Here is a 19,167-nt window from a genome sequence, read left to right as displayed (position 1 = left end):
GGTCACGGGTCGATAAGCGGGCGCCGATTGTCGCACAAGCCGATTCGGGCAGGGATTTTGCTGGTTTGTCGTCTTTATGGGCCGAGCTGCGTTAGGCGAGTAGTCACTGCTGACGGCCAGCGGCCGTCACTACCGGGCCAGCGGCCGCTAGTGCTTGGCCCGCGGCGGTCGTTACTGGCCTTCCCAGAGATCCGGCAGGCCGTTGGTCTGCCACCAGCGCTTGGCCTGGGCATCCCAGCGCCAGCGTTCAACCACACCGACGGTGCGCTCGGACTGGGTGTTGTTGTTGATCACGCCCACCAGGACGCGGCGCTCCACGGTGCCATCGGGCAACTGCGCGGTGGTGCTTTCGCGGTAGGACGACACGCGCAGCTGCGAATAGCGTCGCAGCTGGAATTCGGTAGGCGGATTGGCCTTGCGCTGCGCCGGGTCCAGATAGCCCAGGGCTTCGTCCATGGTGCCCCAACGGATCGTGGACCCGTAGGAGGTCTGGATCTCTTCCAGCTGCTTGCGCTGTTTGCGGCTGATATCAGCCGCCATTGTCGCCACCGAGGCCAGCAGCAGGCCGGTCAGAATCAAGAACTGGGTCAGTCGGCGCAGGTGCGGGTTCTTCAACGGTAGGCTCCCCAAGGCATCAGGGTGCCATCCTACCCTTTGGCGAAGGCGACGAAACGGCCGCTCAGCTCGGCGGCGGGCTTGCCATCGCTGCCCGGCTGCACGGCCACCACGCCGATGCGCGCCTTGCCGCGCTGCTTGAAGGTGGCCAGGAAGGTGTCCCAGTCACTGTCCGGGGCGATTTCCGCCTGTGCGTGCAGATCGCCATACACCGGCGCGCGGTAGCGCAGCTGGCTGTCGGCTACGTAGACCTCGGCCTCGAAGCCGGCCAGGCGCAGGCGCAGGGTGACCAGCGCCCAGCCGGACAGGGTCATCGCCGAGGCCAGGCTGCCACCGAAGGCGTTGCCTTTGTCGTTGACGTTGACCGCCAAGGGCGCGCTCAGCTGCAGCTGGCCATCGGCATAGCCTTCCAGGCGGAGTTGCATGGCACGCACCGGCGGCATGCTGTCCAGCACGTCCTGCAGGACCAGCAGCGAGGATGAAACGGGTTCGGCGGACATCAGCAGTTACACCTGCAACAACGCGGGCACGCATAATGACGGCAATGGATAAACGTACGAAACCGTGTGGTTGGACACTGGTGTCGCTGCGACCGCAGGGACAGCACGGCGCAGTGGCTGACGCCTTGGCCGATCCGTGCGCATTCATGATCGCGCTGTCGCCGTGGCGACTGCAACGGCGGCTTGGCGACCCAGCTTTGCGGCAGCTGCAGCAGGCCTTGCAGGCCTCCCGGGTGATCTTCACCAGCCCGGCAGCGGTGGTGGCGGCTTCCGGCGCACTCCCGCTTCAGGATGCGCCATCGCGGCCTTGGCTGGCGGTCGGTGAGGGCACGCTGCGCGCGCTGCGGGCGGTCGGCATCCATCACGCCCTGGCTCCGCAACGGATGGACAGCGAGGGCCTGTTGGCGCTGCCGGCGCTGGCAGCGGTGCGCGGGCAGACGGTGGGGCTGGTGACCGCTCCCGGCGGACGCGGGCTGATCGCCGCACAACTGCAGGAGCGCGGAGCGCAGCTGGTGCGTGCCGATGTGTATCAGCGGGTGCCGCTGCGGGTGTCGCCGCGGGGGTTGGCGCGGCTGTCGCGTTCGCCGCAGCCGTGGGTGCTGGCGGTGAGCAGTGGCGAGGCGCTGGAGCGTGTATGGGCGCAGCTGACGCCGGACTGGCAGGCCAGGTGGCAGGCACGGATGGACGTGGTCGTGGCGAGCGAGCGATTGCGCGTCCAGGTGCAGGGGTTGGGTTTTGCGCACGTCGTCGTGGCGGACGGCCCCACCCCGCAGCAGATGGCGGCCGCGTGCCGTCAGCTCGCCCACCGGGCGATGACGGACGGGGCGGTGGCGGAAGGGGCGATGCCGGAAGGGTAGAGCCGACTTCAGTCGGCTGCTCTCCGCCATACGTTCCGGCGGGTCCGGATCGACGTGCAGCCGGCTGAAGCCGGCTCTACCTGGGTCGGGGTGCAGCCGGCTGAAGCCGGCTCTACCGGGCTGCGGCGGAGGCGGGCCGCTTGCTGCTTCTGCGTGCAACGGTGATGCTGTGCGCTGCGCCGCGTACCGTGTTGGTCGACGCGGCCGTTTGAGACGCCGTGCATGAACGAAACCCCCACTCCGCTTCCCCCGCGCCGCGCGCTGCGCTGGATCGCTCCGCTGATCATCGTGCTGCTGCTCGTCGCCGCGAGCGGCTGGGGCTGGCATGCCTGGCAGCAAGGGCAGGAACGGGCGCGTCTGCAGTCGCAGGCCGACGCGGTGCGCCTGCAGGGTCTGCTGGATACGGTCGAGGCGCTGCGTCGCGATCAGCGCGCCACCAGCGCGCGCCTGCAGGATGCGGCCAGTGCCAACCGCGTGCTGCGCGATGAGGTCCTGGGACTCGGCCAGCGCAGTGCGCTGCTCGAGGAAAACCTGGCGCGGCTGGCGGAAACGACCCGCCAGGACAGCCAGGCCCTGCACCGTGACGAGGCCGAGCTGCTGCTCACCCAGGCCGCGCAACGGCTGGACGCGGCCGATGATCTCGACGGTGCCCGTCGGCTGTACGCGCTGGCGGCGGCGCAACTGGATGACCTGCCTTCTGCGGACGCTCTGAACCTTCGCCAGGCCCTGATGCAGGAGCGCAATGCGTTGGACGCGCTGGGTACCGGCCCGCGCGCGCAGGCCCGCCTGCGGTTGGCCTCGCTGGCAGAGGCCATGCAGACCCTGCCGGTGCACGGGGCGGCGACGCAGGCCAGTGGCACGGCGACGGGCGATGCACGGCCGTGGTGGCAGATCGCCTTGGCCGCCTTCGTCGAAATAACGCCCAGCGCGGTCAACGGCCCGTTGACCGCTGCCGACCGTGCGGTCGCTGCCGATGCGCTGCAGCTGGAATTGACCCTTGCCCGCGCTGCCGTCGAGCGCGGGGATCGCCCCGCGTTGCGGCAGGCGTTGGACCGGATTGAACGCGGGATGACCGCGCTCTGGCCAGATTCACCGGCCCTGCGCAGGCAGCGTGCTGAACTCACTGCATTGCGCTCGGCGCCGCTGCGCCTGGACGCGCCGGAACTGGGCAGCACCCTGCAGCAACTGCGCACTTTGCGAGATGGAGAGACCCCGTTATGAAGCCGTTGCAATCCTTGATCGTGCTGTTGTTGGCCGTGGCGGTGGGCGTGATCGGCGCCCAGTGGCTGGGTGCCAATGACCTCCGCCAGTACGGCGAAGTGATCTTCCGTCATGGCGGCACCGACTACCGCAGCACGCTGCCGCAGGTGGTGTTGCTGACCCTGGTGGTGCTGCTGGTGCTGTGGCTGCTGTGGAGCCTGATCGCCTCACCGTTCCGCGCTTGGGGCCGCTATCGCCGCAAGCAGGGGCGCGTGCGTCTGGTCGATGGCCTGCAGGCCTATGAACATGGCCAGTGGCAACGTGCTGAGAAGCTGCTCGACGGCGCCGCGCAGGATGAAGAGGTGACCGCCATTGCGCTGACCAATGCGGCACGCAGCGCGCGTGCGCGCGGCGACGATGTGACCAGCCAGGCTTACCTGCAGCGTCTGGCGACGACCGATGCGACCAGCCAGGCCCTGCTGCGCGCAGAGCAACAGCTGGCCGATGACCTGCCGGTGGATGCGATCAACACGCTGGATGCGGCCAACCTGCAGCCGCTGCCGCCGCGCGGCCTGTGGCTGCGCAGCGAAGCGCTGGCGCGTGCCGGGCGGGCGCATGAGGCGTATGGCCAACTGGGTGCGCTGCGCCAGAGCAAGGTGCTGCCCGCCGATGCATTGACCACGCTGGAAGCCCGACTCGCCGCGCAGGCGTTGCTGGAAGCGCCGGATGTGAACGCGCTTGCTGCACAGTGGGAAACCATGCCGAAGACGCTGCGCTCGGATCCGGCGGTGGTGTCGGCGTATGCCGCCCGCGCCGTGGCGCTGGATTGGGATGAGCCTGCATTGCTCGCGTTGGAACAGGCGCTGGACCAGCGTTGGAGCGATGAGCTGGTGGAACTGTATGGCGTACTGCCGGCATCACGCCTGGCCACGCGTGACGCCAACCTGGTGCGCTGGCGCCGGACCCACGGCGATTCGTCTGCGCTGCTGCTGGCACAGGGTCGCGTCGCCTTGGCACAGGGTCGCCATGAAGAAGCCGAAGTGCTGCTGCACGAAGCGATTGCGGGCGGTGCTGGGGCGTCGGCATGGGAAGCACTGGGTGCCTCACTGCTGGCCCGTGGCGAACCGCAGCTGGCGGCTCAGTGCCTGACCAATGCGCTGCGTGAGCAGCGTGGCGAAGACAGCGTCGCCCTGGTGCGTACCGACGCGCTGGCAAGCGCGCCGCGTGCCACCGTGGAAGAGCAGGTCATGACTCCGGTACCGCCGGTGTACGACGCCCGCGAACCACGCGACGAAAACGGGTTCCCGCGCGTTCCCTGACCCGCGCGCAGACCCCTACCCTCGCACAGACCCTTGGTAGCGCCGAGCCATGCTCGGCGGAATGCTGGATCGCGCTGCCGCTGCGCTCGCCGAGCATGGCTCGGCGCTACCACCCGGTCAGCTGGTCAGCGTTCGACGATCGCCACCACGCCCATGCCGCCGGCGGTGCAGATCGATACCAACGCGCGGCCACCGCCGCGTTCGGCGAGCTGCTTGGCTGCCGTGGCGATCACGCGGGCACCGGTGGCGGCAAACGGATGGCCCGTCGCCAGCGAAGAACCCAACGGGTTGATCTTCTCCGGGTCGATGCGACCCAGCGGGGCATCCAGGCCCAGGCGATTCCGGCAGTAATCCTCGCTCTCCCAAGCGCGCAGCGTGCACAGCACCTGGGCGGCGAACGCTTCATGGATTTCGTAGATATCGAAGTCCTGCAAGGTCAGGCCATTGCGCTTCAGCATTTCCGGCACGGCCACGGTCGGGGCCATCAACAGTCCTTCGCCGTGCACGAAATCCACGGCGGCCACCTGCGAATCGCGCAGGTAGGCCAACGGCGTGTGGCCATGCGCGCGCGCCCACTCTTCGCTCGCCAGCAATACGGCAGATGCGCCATCGGTCAGCGGCGTCGAATTGGCGGCGGTCAGCGTGCCACGGCCGGACACGCGGTCGAAGGCAGGCTTCAGCGTAGCCAGCTTTTCCAGTGACGTATCGGCACGCAGGATGTTGTCGCGCTCCACGCCGCGGAACGGCGCGATCAGATCGGTGAAGAAGCCGCGTTCGTACGCGGCCGCCAGCTTCTTGTGCGACGACACGGCCCACTCATCCTGCGAATCGCGCGAGATGTTCCATTCCTTGGCCATGTCTTCGCAGTGGTCGCCCATGCTCTTGCCGGTGCGCGGCTCGGCCACACCGGGAAACTCGGGCTTCAGTTCACTGAGCTTGAAACCGCTGGTCAAGGCACGCAGCTTGTCGCCGGTGCTTTTGGCACGGTTGGCAGCCAGCAGGCGTGCACGCAGCTTCTTGCCATAGACGATCGGCACATCCGAGGTGGTATCGGAACCGCCGCCGATGCCGGACTCGATCTGCCCGAGGGCGATCTTGTTGGCCACCGCAATGATGGTGTCCAGCGAGGTGCCGCACGCACGCTGCATGGTGATGCCGGGGGTGAGCGGGGACAGTCCGGACGAAAGCGCGGCCTCGCGGCCCAGGTTCCAGTCACTGGAGTGCTTGATCACCGCTCCCATTGCTACTTCGCCGAGCTGTTGGCCGTGCAGGCCGAACCGTTCGACCAGGGCGCCGAGCGTACGTACGGACATGCCGAGGTTGCCGACGTCCGAATACGCGGTGTTCTGGCGGCAGAACGGAATACGGACGCCACCGAGGATGGCGACGGGTCGGGCGTTGGGCATGGACATACCTGGCATGGGATAGGGTGTCTGCAACATGGCCTGCACGAAGGCGCAGGCATAATGGTCCCAAGTGTAGCTGCCGCCCTGTGATGGGCCAACCGTGAAACCATGAGCAAAACCAACCCCGGCATGAACGCCCTCGGCGTGCTCGCCCTTGAGCTCGCCGATGGCGAGTCGCCCCGCCACGCCGCACTCACCGCCGAACAATCCGGTGAACTGGCCGAGCGCGTAGGTCGCGATCTGGCCAAGCTGGTGCCACAGGCCAGTGAACTGGACCTGGTGTTTGCCGCCGCCCATTTCGATCCCGCCGAAGTGCTGCGCCCGGGCTGGCCGATCCATCGGCGCCTGGAAGAACTGCAGATGCGCGCACCCGGCCGCAGCGAGGGCCCGCGCCTGCTGGCGTTCGGCGCGGATGCAAGCGGCGACGTGCCACTGCCTTTCCAGGCGGATCCCTCCTTGAAGGGGGGTGGACTGCGGGTGGTGCCGTTCCTGCTGACGGGCAGCGATGCGGCGGCGACGGCCGCCGTGTCCGATGCGCTGGAAACGCTGCTGCTGGCGGAAGGCATGGCACACGCCGATACCGCGTTGCTGGCACAGAAGGCGTTTGGTGCCCGCGTGGAACACGCGCGCTATTTCACCGTGAATGACCTGGCGGCGATGATGTCGATGCAGTACGACAACCAGGGACTGGCTGCCCTGTGGCCGTTGATCGAAACGGCGATCATGGAGGCAGGCACCGATGAGTGGCTGGACGCCGCGCCGGAGCCGCTGCTGCGCTATACCCACGGCGAGGCACGCATGGCGTTGTTCGATCCGGCCGGGTGGTGCGCGCACTATTCGCACGGCAAGAACGACTGCGAGCGGCTGAAGGGTATCTATGAGCAGTACCTGATGCGCCAGCGGCAGATGGCGGCGGTGCTGGAAGCCCACGGCGTGCCGGTGCTGTTCGTGCACTGCGAGGCAGGCCAGGACGCGCGGGCGCTGTTGGAACGTTAGTTTTTTTGCGTGCTCGCGCCTCGTTCTCAGTGGATGAGGCGGTGGGCATGCCATTGCAGGACACGCCGTGAACCCGTCCATGGGGGCTCATGTTCGGCTCCTGCCTCACAAGGTCCTGCAATGGCATGCCCACCGCCTCCTGTCAGTTGGCTGGCTGCGCACGCGGTAGGGCAGGAAGAGCAGGAGCAGAAAAGGAACGCCGGCTTTCGCCGGCGTTCCTTTTTTCGGGTTGCTGCGTTGTTACGAGAGGCTTACTGCGCCTTGATGACTGCGCAGGCCAGGCGGGCGCCGGCGTTGCCGGTGGGCTGGGTCTTGTAGTCGTCTGCATCGGCGTGGACGATCAGGCCGCGGCCGATGATGTCAAAGCCATCCCCCTTGCCGATGTTGACGTTGGTCGACACCGGTGCGTCGATGGTGGCGATGCCTTCGGCGTTGGCTTTGATGTTCGGCATGTCGCCGCCGTGATGCGGATCGCTGGCCACGCTGCCGTGATCCTGCGTGCCGGGATTGAAGTGGCCGCCGGCGCTGGCGCCGTCCGGTGCGCTGCAATCGCCCTTTTCATGGATGTGGAAGCCGTGCTCGCTGCCCGGCTTCAGGCCGCTGACCTGGCCGGTGACGTGCACGCGCCCGTCCACCACCTTGAAGCTGACCGAGCCTTTGGTTTCATTGCCCTGCGTCGGCGCCAGGTCGGCAACGGCAGTGGCCGCCGCGGCGGCTTCCATCATCGGCGGCGGTGCTTCAGCAGGCGTGGTGGTGGCGGTGGCTTCGGCAGGGGTGGCCGGCGCCATGCTGTCGGTGGCACTGTCGGGCTGCTTGTTGCAGGCGGTCAGGCCAAACGCGGCCAGCGCGACGAACATCGAGGTATGGATCAGGCGCATCGGGTGGTTCTCCAGATAGGTGAGTACGAAACCTGCAGCGAAGTCCTACTTCGTGATGCGGATGATGCCGCAGGCGATACGGGCGCCGGCATTGCCGGCCGGCTGGCTGCGATGGTCGTCGGGCTGGGCGTGCACGATGAGGGCACGTCCGCCGATGTCATTGGCAGCGCCTCCCCCCAGGGTGACGCCTCGCAGATGGATGTCGACGTTGGCACGTCCCTGCGCATCGGCGCGCAGGTTCGGCATGTCGCCAAGGTGATGCGGCCCCGTGCCCGGTGCGCCGTGCGGCTGCTGGGTTGGGTTGAAATGATTGCCGGCGCTGCTGGCATCCACGGCGCTGCAATCGCCACGCTCGTGTACGTGGAAGCCAGGCTGCTGCAACGGCTGCAGCCCGCCGATCATGCCGGTGACATGCACGCCGCCCGCTTCCGGCACCAGGGCCAAGCGGCCGCTGACGATGCTGGCGGAGGCCGGTGACAGATTGCTCTCGGCCATCTGCGCCGTGCTGACCACGCTGACGGCCACGGGCGGCGCGGGAGGCGGGGACGGCGTGGTGCCGCAGGCTGCGAGGAACAGGCCAGCCGCAGCCGGCAGGATCAAACGGATTGAGGTCATGGTGGACTCCTTGCTGGGCACGTTACGGGCATCCCTGTCCATGGCGCATCAACGCCACGTCGTGCGGACGCGCAGGGACGGAAAAATGAGGTCAGCTGCGGCGGCGGCCGGCACCCAGCTTGCGGGTCAATGTGTTCCGGCCCAAGCCCAATCGGGCTGCGGCTTCGGCGCGGCGGCCGTGAGTGAGCTGCAATGCGGCGTCCAGCAAGGCATGGTCGACACGCTCGCGCACCTGGGCATGCAGGCCCTCAGCGCCCTCGGCCAGACGCTGTTTGGCCCATTGCGACAACAGCACTTCCCATTGGCCTGGATCGGTGACCGCCGGGCGCGCAGCGCTGCGCGTGCCGCCCCGGTTCACGGCCATCTCCACGTCGGCCACGCCGATCGTGTCGCTCGCCGCCAGCGCCGCCATGCGCCAGCACACGTTCTCCAGCTCACGCACGTTGCCCGGCCACTCATGTTCGCGCAGCGCCTGCAGTGCTGCTGCGGTGAGCCGCTTGGGGGGACCCTCCAGCTTGTGCGTGGCGGCCGCGAGGAACGTCATCGCCAACTGCCCGATGTCGTCGCGACGCTCGCGCAGAGGCGGCAGCTGCAAGCGCACCACATCCAGCCGGTGCAACAGATCGGCACGGAAACGCCCTTGTGCGACCAGCCCTTCAAGGTCCTGGTGGGTCGCCGCCACCACCCGCACATCGACGTGGATCAGCTCACGCCCTCCTACGCGGAAGAACTCGCCCTCCGCCAGCACGCGCAGCAGCCGGGTCTGCAGGGCGAGCGGCATGTCGCCGATTTCATCGAGGAACAACGTGCCCTTGTCGGCCTGTTCGAACCGGCCGATGTGGCGGCGCTGGGCACCGGTGAACGCACCGGCTTCATGGCCGAACAGCTCGCTTTCCAGCAGCTCGGCCGGAATGGCGGCCGTGTTCAGGGCCACGAAGGGCGCACCCGCCCGTGGCGATTCACGGTGCAGCGCGCTCGCCACCAGCTCCTTGCCGGTGCCGGTTTCGCCGGTGATCAGGACCGCCAAGGGTGCCTGCGCCAGCTTGCCGATGGCACGGAACAGCGCGCGCATCGCCGGGGTATCGCCCACCAGTTGCGGAGCCTGGTCCCGGGTAGCGGCATCGGCCGGCGACGGCGTGTCGGTCAACTCGGCTTCGGCTTCGCCATCAGGCAGCACACGGCGGGCCAGCGCGACGGCGTCGTCCAGATCGAACGGCTTGGAGAGGAATTCGTGTGCGCCACCGCGGAATGCACCCGCTGTGCTGGCCACATCGGTATACGCCGACATGACGATGACCGGAAGCTGCGGGTGCGCCGCTTTCAGTTTATCCAGCAGCACCAGGCCGTCATCGCCCGGCATGCGCACGTCGGTGAACAGCAGGGCAGGCACCGTTTGCCGGTCCAACGCGTCGAGCGCGGCGGCGGCGCTGTCGAAGCTTTCGACGCGGTAGCCGGCATCGCGAAGGGCCGTGCTGAGAACAAAGCGCACGGCACGGTCATCATCGACCACCCATACGCGGTGGCCGCCATGCGCGGTGTCAGGCAGATCAGCCATGCGCGGCGTCCTCGCGTAAGGAAGGAGTGCTGATCGGAAGCAGCAACGTAAACACGGTATGCCCGGGTCGCGAGCGATAGGTAAGCGTGCCGCGGTGCTCGCGTGCCACCTGCTGTGCCAGTGCCAAGCCCAGGCCCGTGCCTTCCGCACGCCCGCTGACCAGCGGCAGGAACAGATGCTCGGCGAGCTCCTCCGGTACGCCCCGGCCGTCGTCGGCGATTTCCAGCCGCAGCGCCATCGGGTGCAACTGCTCGGCGATGCGCACGCCATGCTCCACGCGCGTACGCAGGGTGATGCCGCCGGCACCCGCCTGCATGGCGTTGCGTACCAGGTTCCACACCGCCTGGTTGAGTCGATCGGCATCGCCACTGAACTCGGGGATGCTGGGGTCGTAGTCGCGCTGCAGGCGCACTGCCCAGCCGGCTTCACTTTCTGCCAGGCGCAGGACCTGTTCCAACGCCGCATGGATGTTCAGTGCGGCGTGTGGCGCCGCCGGCACGGGTGACAGCAGTTGATCCAGCAGGCTGTTCAGCCGCTCGATCTCCGTGCCGATCAGCTCCACCAGTTCACGCTCATCGGCATCCCGGTGATGCACCCGGCGCGCCAGCAGCTGCGCGGCACCCTTCAATCCCGCCAAGGGGTTGCGCAGTTCGTGGGCCAGTCCTTTCAAGGCGGCGCTGAGTGCGCTCGGCAGCGCGGTGGTCGGGTCGAGACCGGGGAACTCATCCACCGGATGCGCCTCCAGCAACCACCCGCCGTCATCCAGGCGGCTCATCCAGCCTTCGGCAAAGCGTGCGCCCTCACCCGGCATGCCCAGTGCCAGACGATGCAGGCGCAGGCTGTCGCGCTCGTCACGTGACAGGAAATGCGCCAGCGCTTCGCCCTGCGTCTCCAGCGCGACCAGTGGCTTGCCGATCAACCTCCTACCACTGACCCCCAGCCAACGCGCAAACGCCGGGTTGCAACCGGTAATGCGACCTTCGGCATCCGCCCAGGCGAGGGGCGTGCCGAGTTGGTCGATAGCCGGCGCAGGAGAAGAAGCAGTCATTGCACCAATGTAGTGCATAACGGCGACGAGAGTGAACGTCAGCGCCGCCCCATCACGGCAGGAACAGCTGCGCGACCGCATCGCCGAAGGCACTCAACGAGAAGGGCTTGCCGATCATGTGCATGCCCGCCTCCAGGAATTCGGATTGATCCCGCGCTGCCTCGGCATAGCCGGTCATGAACAGCACCGGCAGCGTGGGTTGGGTCTGCCGGGCGATCTCCGCGAGCTGGCGTCCGTTGAGGCCCGGCAGCCCGACATCGGTGACCAGTGCATCCACGCGCCGGGATTGCAGGACCTTCAGCGCCGCATCTCCATCCTCGACTACCGTCACCGCATAGCCCAGTTCGGTCAGCACCTCGGTCACCAGCGTTCGAACCTGTGCATCGTCTTCCACCACGAGCAGCTGCTGTCCAGCACCGGTGGGCGTGGCGGTCTCGGGCGGCGCCTGCGGTGCGTCGCCGGCACCTTCGCCCGCGCTGTCGGCCACCGACTCGGGCAGGTAAAGACGGACGGTGGTGCCGCAGCCTACTTCGGAATCGATGCGCACATGGCCATCGGACTGCTGCATGAAGCCGTAGATCATCGACATGCCGAGCCCCGTACCCTGCCCGATCGGCTTGGTGGTGAAGAAGGGCTCGAATATCCGTTCGATCACATCCGGCGGTATGCCCTCGCCGGTGTCAGTCACCGACAGCACGGCATAGCATCCTGCGCGCAGCCGGTCTTCCCCGGTCCCAGCCTCGTCTTCTTCCACCACCTGGCGCCGGGTGCGGATCTCCAGCTGGCCACCTTGCGGCATGGCATCGCGCGCATTGATGGTGAGGTTGAGAATGGCGCTTTCCAACTGGTTGGAATCGGCGCGTACCAGGGGCACGTCGTGGCCCAGGTCCATGCTGAGCCGGATCTTCTCACCCAGGGTACGGCGCATCAGGTCATCGAGCGAATGGACCAGCTCATTCACCAACAGGCGCTGCGAGTTCAATGACTGGCGCCGCGAAAATGCCAGCAGGCGCTGGGTCAACGCCGCGGCCCGGTGTGCCGATGCCGAGGCCACGTCGATCCAGCGCTCCACGCCATCCACGCGCCCGCTCTCGGCACGCATCCGGATCAGGTCCAGCGCCGAGATGATGCCCGTCAGCATGTTGTTGAAGTCGTGCGCGATACCACCGGTCAACTGGCCGACCGACTCCATTTTGCGCGCTTGGTGCAGGGCCGACTCCGTCGATGCGCGCGCGACCACCTGCGCCTGCAACTCGGCGGTCCGCTCGGCCACTTTCTGCTCGAGCTCTTCGGCCTGGCGCTGCACGGCCTCCAGGGCGAGGGTCTTGGCGGTGACATCGGCGACGAAGATATGGAACCCGTCGACCCGGCCCGCGCTGTCGCGGCGCGGCAGGTAGCGGATATCGCACGCGCGGCGTTCGCCGCTGCGGGTAGGCCAGTTGACGCTGAACTGCACCGCCTCGCCGGCGAGCGCGCGCTCTGCGTAGGGCTTGCGCTGCTGCCACGTGGGCGCGTCGAGAATGTCGGGCAGGCGCCGTCCGACAATCTCCGTCGTAGGAGCGTCCAGCCACGCTTCGTAGGCTTTGTTGACAAACACATAGCGCAGTGACGGATCGACAAAGGCAATCAGCACCGGCAGCGCATCGGCGATCAGGCGCAGCTCCGCCTCACTACGCGCCAGGGTTTCCTGGTTCTGGCTCAGGCGTTGTACCTGGTCACGGATGACGTACTGCTTCTGCCGGGCGCGCAACGCCGATGCGATCGTACTGATCAGGGTCGCCGCACCGACCGGCCGCTCCACCTCTACCAGATTGGAGTAGTGGCCAGGCAGGGGACGCGCCGGTGCGAGCCTGGATTTCGCCGCACGCAGCACGACCACCGGCACATCGGACCATGCCGGCTGGGCGTGCAGTGCGGCCTCCAGCATCGCCGCGTCGTCACCGAAGAGCGCTTCCTCGGTGAGCACGATGGCGCCGATGCTCGCGTCCAGCTGGGCGGCTGCATGGTCAGGTGTGGCACACCGCTTCGGCGTGGCCAGCTCTTTCTCGACCAGCTTGGCAATGGTCTCGGCGTCGCGTCCGAAGGGCGCAACGATCAGCACCGTTGGCGAATCGGAACTAGCGCTGGTCTGCATTGCTGTCCAACAGCGGTCCTGATTCACCCACGTACTGCGGCGTGCCGGTGAGGATGCCACTGAAGTCTTTCAGCGGCTCGCTCAGGCGCAGGCCTTCCGCATCGATCCGCAGCTCCCTGATGGAATCCTCGTGCGCGCCACTGCGGTTCTTGATGACAGAGATCGCCTTGCGTATGCGGCCGCCTGCCTCGAAGTAGCGGAACATGATCACAGTGTCGGCCATGTAGGACACATTGAGGTTGCCGGTCGACATCGACCCGACCAAGCCATTCTGCGGGTTGATGAAGAATGTCACCACGCCACTCTGGTTGAGATAGGAGAGCAGCTCATGCATCTGCAGCATCAGCTGCTTTTCCTGCGGCATCGAGGACAGGTAGCCATTCAGGCTGTCCAGCACGATCAACTTGCAGTCCCGCTCTTCGACGCACTCCCGTATGGCCCAGGCAAACTCGCCCGGCGACAGCTCGGCCGGGTCCATTTGACGGAGCTCCAGCAGTCCGCTGTCTATGTGCGCCTGCAGGTCCATGCCGAGCGCCTTCGCGCGCGTAAGCAGGGTGCCGGTGCGCTCGTCGAACTCGAACACACAACAGCGCTCTCCACGCTCGCAGGCGGTGGCGACGTACTTGAGCGCCACATTCGTCTTGCCACTGCCTGGCGGGCCGGTCAACAGCGTACTGGTGCCACGCAGCGGTCCGCCGTCGAGCAGGGCATCGATACCCGCAACGCCACTGGAGATCGGATCGCCGACGAAGGGCACGTGGTGGTCCGATGCGATCAACCGGGGGAAGATACGCATGCCGCCCTTCACCAGCGCCAGGTCGTGATAGCCGGCGATGAAGTTGACGCCGCGCAGCTTCTGCACCTGCATGCGGCGACGTGCGGCGCCGAAATCCAGAGTGACCCGCTCAAGGGAAATCACACCGTGACAGAGACTGTGCAGGTGCGCGTCGCGCTCACCACCGGTCAGGTCGTCCACCAGGAACACGGTGATGTTGCGCGGCGAAAAGTACTGCTTGAGCGCAAGGACCTGACGGCGGTAGCGCAGCGAATCCTGCGCCAGCAGGCGGAGCTCTGAAAGGGAATCGAACACGATCCGGGTCGGCTTCAAGCGCTCCACTTCGGCCTGGATCAGCTTGATGGTGCCGTCCAGTTCCACTTCCCACGGATGCAGCACGGACTGCTGCTGGCCATCGCCCAACACGTTCTGGGCAGCGGCCAGTTCGAACAGGTGCAACCCATCCAGTGACCACCCGTGCGAGTGCGCGACTTCGGCCAGTTCGTCTGCGGTCTCGGACAACGTAACATAGAGGCAGCTTTCACCCAGCTCTGCGCCTTTGAGGAGGAACTGCAGAGCGAGCGTGGTCTTGCCGGAACCGGGCTGCCCCTCCAGCAGGTACAGTCTGGACGCGGGCAGCCCTCCCCGAAGAATGGTATCCAGCCCGGTTGTGCCGGTAGCGACGATGCTACGGTTCATTCAGCAGCCCCTGTGCTTTTTTTTGCAGTTTATGGGGCGTGATCACATTCCTGAGTGAGGAAAGTAAGACGTTGCCGAAGCCCTGTTCACGGAAATGATGACATCGTGAGAACAGGGCCTCGGTCGCCCTCGTCAGCTCATTTCGGCAGACAGCCAGCACCCTTGAAGAAGTCCTCACCCCGGAGCAGGGCCGCAGGGGTGTGGCCCCGGGATGAAGACCAGTAATAGACCGCGTAGTTCAGCCGCGTCGGATCGGCGATACCGCGATCTGTGTAGTAGATGGTCTGCTCCGTACTGCCTTGGTTCGTGTCGTTGGGGCTGCGGAATCGGAACCATTCGCCGCTGTCCACGCTGTAGCCTTCCACGAAGCTGTAATGGACGGCCGGAAAGTTCAATGGGCGCTCCCAGTGCAGCGTGAGATGGCCTTGGTCCACGTCCCATTTCCCCAAGCAGAGATCGGTCGGCGGATACTGGGCGTTACCGGAGTTGAAGCTGCCGGTGAATGTCGCCAGCACCTGCCCACCCCGGGCGTCATACGCCGTGAGCACGTAGTTGTAATCGTGCTTGGGCGTCAGCCCGTTCATCTGCTGGTTCGGGGGCCCTTCCCGCTCTGTACTTTCTCCGCTCAGCTTCACCTTGATCCAGCCGACGCGCAGATCCCTACGCGTATTACCGAAGGAAAAGAGCAGGGCCGGCTCTCCAAGGGGCGTGGGCCTCAGCACCACCTCAGGGGCGAACACCTTCGTCAGTTGCACTGTCTGCAAGGGGGTCCGGGACACCTTGTTGTCGTTTGCCTGATACACCGTCAGTTGGTTGGCGCGCAGATCCAGGTCTGCGGTCAGGAAGGTCTTGCGGAACGACGCACCGGAATTGAACACAGGCGTATCACCAATAGGCTCTTCTATCCCCGCGACATGGGTGTGGCCATGGAATATCGCGAGCACCCGATGATCCGTGACAAGTTTTTTGAACTGCGCCCGTGCTGCCTCTGCTTCGGGGCCACTGCCAAACCCCAGGGGCGGACGGTGCATGTTGATGACGACGAATTTCCCTGCCGCGTTCGCTTTTTCAAGCACGCCACCCAACCAATGCAGCGAGGGGGTGATCCTGAAAACATAGTTGCGCAGGCCTACGGTGCTCTTGAACTCGTCCTGGTACGCGTAATGGTTGTGCAGTTGGATGAAGGTGATGTCGCCGATGGTCTTGCTGTAGGCCAAGCTACCGTCGTGATAGCGAAACAACCCGTCATCGCGGGTTCTGTAGTCGAACGCATCGAGATCCCAGTGCTTCGTTGCCGCGTCGAGGTGGTAGATCGAGTCGCGCGCGCACCCGTTGTTGAAGCAGCCCGAGCCGTCGGGCAACCTGATGTTGTTGTCGTAGTCGTGGTTGCCCAAGCCCCAGTAGCGGTTCGGGATCAATCGGTGGCCGAGGTCGCGGAGCATGACCTCCCACTCGTCGCCATGCCCATAGGCGGTGACGTCACCATTGAGAAATACAGGCGCGGCCTTCGGCTGTCGCGCCAGCCACAGGGCAATTGCTTTGCTCTGCGCCGTAAGGGTGGCCATCGGGTCACGGTTTCTGCCATCGTCAGACCATTGGTACTGGGTATCGGAGTGGACCAGGAAAGACTGATCCGCCGCACACGCGGATGCGGGGGCAAGCGAGATGAGCAGCGCAACGGCAAGGTGATGCGCTCGCGCGGTGAGAGGCTTCATGGTGATGTGTCGTGGTGCAGGGCGGAGCTGCCCTGCGCCAGTCTCTTGCGTGGCCTGGCCGTGGCCCATCAGGGGATGCCGGTGGATTCACGGCGCAAGCGCGCTGATGTGGGTCAGGAGGCGCTGCCAGGCGTGTGGGTGAGTCAGGGCGGGGAGAGGGGCAGCCGACTGAAGTCGGCTCTACCTGGTCGGCTCTACCGGGTCGTGGCCTGCTGCTGCAGGGAGTGCAGGATGCGGGCGTCTTCGGTGTCGAGCACGGCCGGCAAGTCATCGCTGCCGCGGAAGCGGCGATGAAAGGCGCGTGCTGCCGCATCACGGTCGTCCAGCGGATAGCCGAAGGTGGCCAGCGCCTGCCAGGCGTCGAAGCCGGCAGGCGGCATGCCGTCGCTGTCACGCGGCCACACACCGAAGCCGGCCTGCGCCAGTTGCTGCCACGGGAAGAAGCGGCTCGGACCCTGTTTGCGCGACGGTGCCAGGTCGGCATGGCCGATCACCTGCGACGGCGGAATGCGCAGGCGGGTACTCAGGTCCTGCAGCAGCACGATCAGCGACTGGATCTGCGCCTCGCTGAAAGGCGTATCACCGTCGTTGTCCAGCTCGATGCCGATGGAGGCCGAGTTGAGGTCGGTGATGGTGCCCCAGCGCCCGGGACCTGCGTGCCAGGCGCGGCGATCGTCGGCCACCAGTTGATAGCGCGCACCGTCGGCGCCGATCAGGTAATGGGCACTGACCTTGCCGCCGCTGTTGGCGCTGCGCAGCGTATCCAGGCTCTGCTGCACCGAGTGCTGGTCGGTGTGGTGCAGCACGATGACCACCGGCATGCGGGCGTTGTGGTTGCTCGATGGCACCCACGTGGCCAGCGGATTGCGCTCTTCCACCGGTGCCCCGGAACAGGCGGCCAGCAGGGCACAGGAAAGCAACAGGGCGGATCGGCGGATGAGGGTCATGCCCCGATTGTAGGGCATGAAAAAACCGGCGGCCCCCGGACCGCCGGTCACGACGCAATGCGTGCGTCATCAACAGATCAGCATGGATCAGACTTCGTAGGCGGATTCACCGTGCGAGGTGACATCCAGACCGGTACGTTCGGCTTCCTCGGTCACGCGCAGGCCGACGACCGCCTTCACCACCAGCAGGATCAGCGTCGTCACCACGGCGCACCAGACGATGGTGAATGCCACGCTGACGAACTGCACCCAGACCTGATGCCCGATATCCAGGTCGGCCTTGGTGCCGCCCAGCGACTGCGCGCTGAACACACCGGTCAGCAGCGCACCGACGATGCCGCCGATGCCATGCACGCCGAACACATCGGCGGTGTCATCCACCTTCAGCAAGCGCTTCAGCCCCGTGACGCCCCACACGCAGAGCGCGCCGGACACCACGCCGATGACCAATGCGCCCATTGGGCCCACGGTGCCGCAGGCGGGGGTGATGCCGACCAGGCCGGCCACTGCGCCCGATGCGGCGCCCAGTGCGGACGGCTTGCCCTTGGTGATCGCTTCCACCAGCGTCCAGCCCACTACCGCCGCGGCGGTGGCCAGGATGGTATTGAGGAAGGCCAGCGATGCGACCGTATCGGCAGCGGCGGCAGAACCGGCGTTGAAGCCGAACCAGCCGACCCACAGCAGCATCGCGCCGATGTAGGTGAACACCACGTTGTGCGGCTTCAATGCGGTCTGGCCGTAGCCGATGCGCTTGCCGACGAAGTACGCGCCGACCAGGCCGGCCACGCCTGCGTTGATGTGCACGACGGTGCCACCGGCAAAGTCGATCGCACCCAGTTCACCCAGATAGCCACCGCCCCACACGATGTGCGCCATCGGGATGTAGCTCAGGGTGAACCACAGGGCCGAGAACAGGATCACCGCCTTGAACTTGATGCGTTCGGCGAATGCGCCGACGATCAGTGCGGTGGTGATGCCGGCGAAAGTCGACTGGAAGGCGACGAACAGATAGTCGGGCAGGCCGGCGATCGGCGTGTTGCCCACCGAGTCCGGGGTGAACCCTTTGAGGAAGGCGAACTGGGTGAACGAGCCGAAGAACTGATTGCCCTCACTGAACACCGCGCTGTAGCCGTAGGCCACCCACAGGATGATCACCAGCGAGAACACGACCAGGATCTGGCTGAGCACGGACAGCACGTTCTTCGAGCGCACCAAGCCGCCATAGAACAGGGCCAGGCCGGGCACGACCATCAGCAGCACCAGGAGCGTGGAGGTCAGCATCCAGGCCACGTCGCCATGGTCGTAGGCCGGTGCAGCCACGGTGGCCTCGGCGACCGGTGCGGCAGGTGCGTCAACGGGGAGCGGCTCGACGGCCACCTCTTCCGTCGGCACGGGCGTGACCTGTGCCTGGGCATGCGCCGTGCCCGGGAAGGCACCGACGGCCAGTGCGCTGAGCAGCATCATCAGGCACACCATATGGAACCGGGCTTGCCACCCGGCGAACAGTCGAATCTTCATGCGGGAGATCTCCGAGTGGTTACAGCGCGTCAGCGCCGATTTCGCCGGTGCGGATGCGGATGACCTGGTCGACAGGGGTGACGAAGATCTTGCCGTCGCCGATCTTTCCAGTGCCTGCCGCGTTCTGGATCGCTTCGATCACCGCGTCGGTGCGCTCGTCGGTCACCACGGTTTCGATCTTGATCTTGGGCAGGAAGTCGACGACATACTCAGCGCCGCGGTACAGCTCGGTGTGCCCCTTCTGGCGACCGAAACCTTTTACTTCGGTCACGGTGATGCCCGACACGCCTGCGTCGGAGAGGGCCTCGCGGACCTCGTCGAGCTTGAACGGTCGGATGATGGCGGAGATCAGTTTCATGCGCATATCCCGATGGTGGATGGATCCACGGC

Annotated in this window: 17 protein-coding genes; 4 read left to right on the top strand and 13 right to left on the bottom strand. The window is 66.3% G+C overall.

Features of this window, described 5'->3' with window-relative positions; genetic code table 11:
- Nucleotides 1-171 precede the first annotated feature (171 nt).
- Both ICJ04_RS00685 and ICJ04_RS00680 read right to left on the bottom strand, forming a co-directional pair.
- On the bottom strand, nt 172-615 hold the full coding sequence (locus ICJ04_RS00685; RefSeq protein WP_223202948.1) for a hypothetical protein: 444 nt from the start codon (nt 613-615) through the stop codon (nt 172-174).
- A gap of 32 nt (nt 616-647) precedes the next feature.
- The gene (locus ICJ04_RS00680; RefSeq protein WP_188325664.1) at nt 648-1,115 is read right to left on the bottom strand and encodes a YiiD C-terminal domain-containing protein; all 468 of its coding nucleotides are present in this window, start codon (nt 1,113-1,115) and stop codon (nt 648-650) included.
- Nucleotides 1,116-1,159: 44 nt separating this feature from the next.
- On the opposite strand from ICJ04_RS00680, the gene ICJ04_RS00675 reads away from it, so the two are divergent.
- The 3 genes from ICJ04_RS00675 (at nt 1,160) to ICJ04_RS00665 (ending at nt 4,491) form a co-directional block, all read left to right on the top strand.
- On the top strand, nt 1,160-1,972 hold the full coding sequence (locus tag ICJ04_RS00675) for a uroporphyrinogen-III synthase (protein ID WP_188325663.1): 813 nt from the start codon (nt 1,160-1,162) through the stop codon (nt 1,970-1,972).
- A 222-nt stretch (nt 1,973-2,194) separates the two neighbouring features.
- Complete coding sequence (locus ICJ04_RS00670; protein ID WP_188325662.1) at nt 2,195-3,193, top strand: uroporphyrinogen-III C-methyltransferase; 999 nt, start codon at nt 2,195-2,197, stop codon at nt 3,191-3,193.
- Entirely contained in the window at nt 3,190-4,491 is a 1,302-nt protein-coding gene (locus tag ICJ04_RS00665) for a heme biosynthesis HemY N-terminal domain-containing protein (RefSeq protein ID WP_188325661.1), read from the top strand. Before ICJ04_RS00670 ends, ICJ04_RS00665 begins: the two co-directional genes overlap by 4 nt.
- 125 nt (nt 4,492-4,616) lie before the next feature.
- Here ICJ04_RS00665 and ICJ04_RS00660 read toward each other — a convergent pair whose 3' ends face one another.
- Entirely contained in the window at nt 4,617-5,912 is a 1,296-nt protein-coding gene (locus ICJ04_RS00660) for an acetyl-CoA C-acetyltransferase (RefSeq protein WP_188327150.1), read from the bottom strand.
- Nucleotides 5,913-6,005: 93 nt separating this feature from the next.
- Here ICJ04_RS00660 and ICJ04_RS00655 point away from each other — a divergent pair, with 93 nt between their 5' ends.
- Nucleotides 6,006-6,893 (top strand): hypothetical protein, encoded by an 888-nt coding sequence (locus ICJ04_RS00655; protein ID WP_188325660.1) that lies wholly within the window; start codon nt 6,006-6,008, stop codon nt 6,891-6,893.
- Between the two features lie 251 nt (nt 6,894-7,144).
- Here the strand turns inward: ICJ04_RS00655 and ICJ04_RS00650 are convergent, their stop codons facing one another.
- The 10 genes from ICJ04_RS00650 to ICJ04_RS00605 all read right to left on the bottom strand — a co-directional run bounded on the left by ICJ04_RS00650 (nt 7,145) and on the right by ICJ04_RS00605 (nt 19,135).
- Nucleotides 7,145-7,771 (bottom strand): superoxide dismutase family protein, encoded by a 627-nt coding sequence (locus ICJ04_RS00650; RefSeq protein ID WP_188325659.1) that lies wholly within the window; start codon nt 7,769-7,771, stop codon nt 7,145-7,147.
- Nucleotides 7,772-7,816: 45 nt separating this feature from the next.
- Complete coding sequence (locus ICJ04_RS00645; RefSeq protein ID WP_188325658.1) at nt 7,817-8,386, bottom strand: superoxide dismutase family protein; 570 nt, start codon at nt 8,384-8,386, stop codon at nt 7,817-7,819.
- A 91-nt stretch (nt 8,387-8,477) separates the two neighbouring features.
- Nucleotides 8,478-9,932, bottom strand: coding sequence for a nitrogen regulation protein NR(I) (gene ntrC, locus ICJ04_RS00640; RefSeq protein ID WP_188327149.1), 1,455 nt, complete (start codon nt 9,930-9,932; stop codon nt 8,478-8,480).
- A gap of 1 nt (nt 9,933) precedes the next feature.
- Nucleotides 9,934-10,989 (bottom strand): ATP-binding protein, encoded by a 1,056-nt coding sequence (locus ICJ04_RS00635; protein WP_188325657.1) that lies wholly within the window; start codon nt 10,987-10,989, stop codon nt 9,934-9,936.
- Between the two features lie 52 nt (nt 10,990-11,041).
- A complete protein-coding gene (locus ICJ04_RS00630; RefSeq protein ID WP_188325656.1) occupies nt 11,042-13,123 on the bottom strand; it encodes a PAS domain-containing sensor histidine kinase in 2,082 nt (693 codons plus the stop codon).
- Nucleotides 13,107-14,597 (bottom strand): ATPase domain-containing protein, encoded by a 1,491-nt coding sequence (locus ICJ04_RS00625; RefSeq protein ID WP_188325655.1) that lies wholly within the window; start codon nt 14,595-14,597, stop codon nt 13,107-13,109. Before ICJ04_RS00625 ends, ICJ04_RS00630 begins: the two co-directional genes overlap by 17 nt.
- Before the next feature lie 137 nt (nt 14,598-14,734).
- On the bottom strand, nt 14,735-16,312 hold the full coding sequence (locus ICJ04_RS00620; RefSeq protein ID WP_188325654.1) for a metallophosphoesterase: 1,578 nt from the start codon (nt 16,310-16,312) through the stop codon (nt 14,735-14,737).
- Between the two features lie 194 nt (nt 16,313-16,506).
- Complete coding sequence (locus ICJ04_RS00615; protein WP_188325653.1) at nt 16,507-17,259, bottom strand: N-acetylmuramoyl-L-alanine amidase; 753 nt, start codon at nt 17,257-17,259, stop codon at nt 16,507-16,509.
- An 87-nt stretch (nt 17,260-17,346) separates the two neighbouring features.
- Entirely contained in the window at nt 17,347-18,777 is a 1,431-nt protein-coding gene (gene amt, locus ICJ04_RS00610) for an ammonium transporter (RefSeq protein ID WP_188325652.1), read from the bottom strand.
- Between the two features lie 19 nt (nt 18,778-18,796).
- The gene (locus tag ICJ04_RS00605; protein ID WP_188325651.1) at nt 18,797-19,135 is read right to left on the bottom strand and encodes a P-II family nitrogen regulator; all 339 of its coding nucleotides are present in this window, start codon (nt 19,133-19,135) and stop codon (nt 18,797-18,799) included.
- Nucleotides 19,136-19,167 lie beyond the last annotated feature (32 nt).

Source organism: Stenotrophomonas sp. 169, from assembly GCF_014621775.1.
Lineage (GTDB): Bacteria > Pseudomonadota > Gammaproteobacteria > Xanthomonadales > Xanthomonadaceae > Stenotrophomonas.
This window is presented reverse-complemented; position numbering and strand designations above follow the sequence as displayed.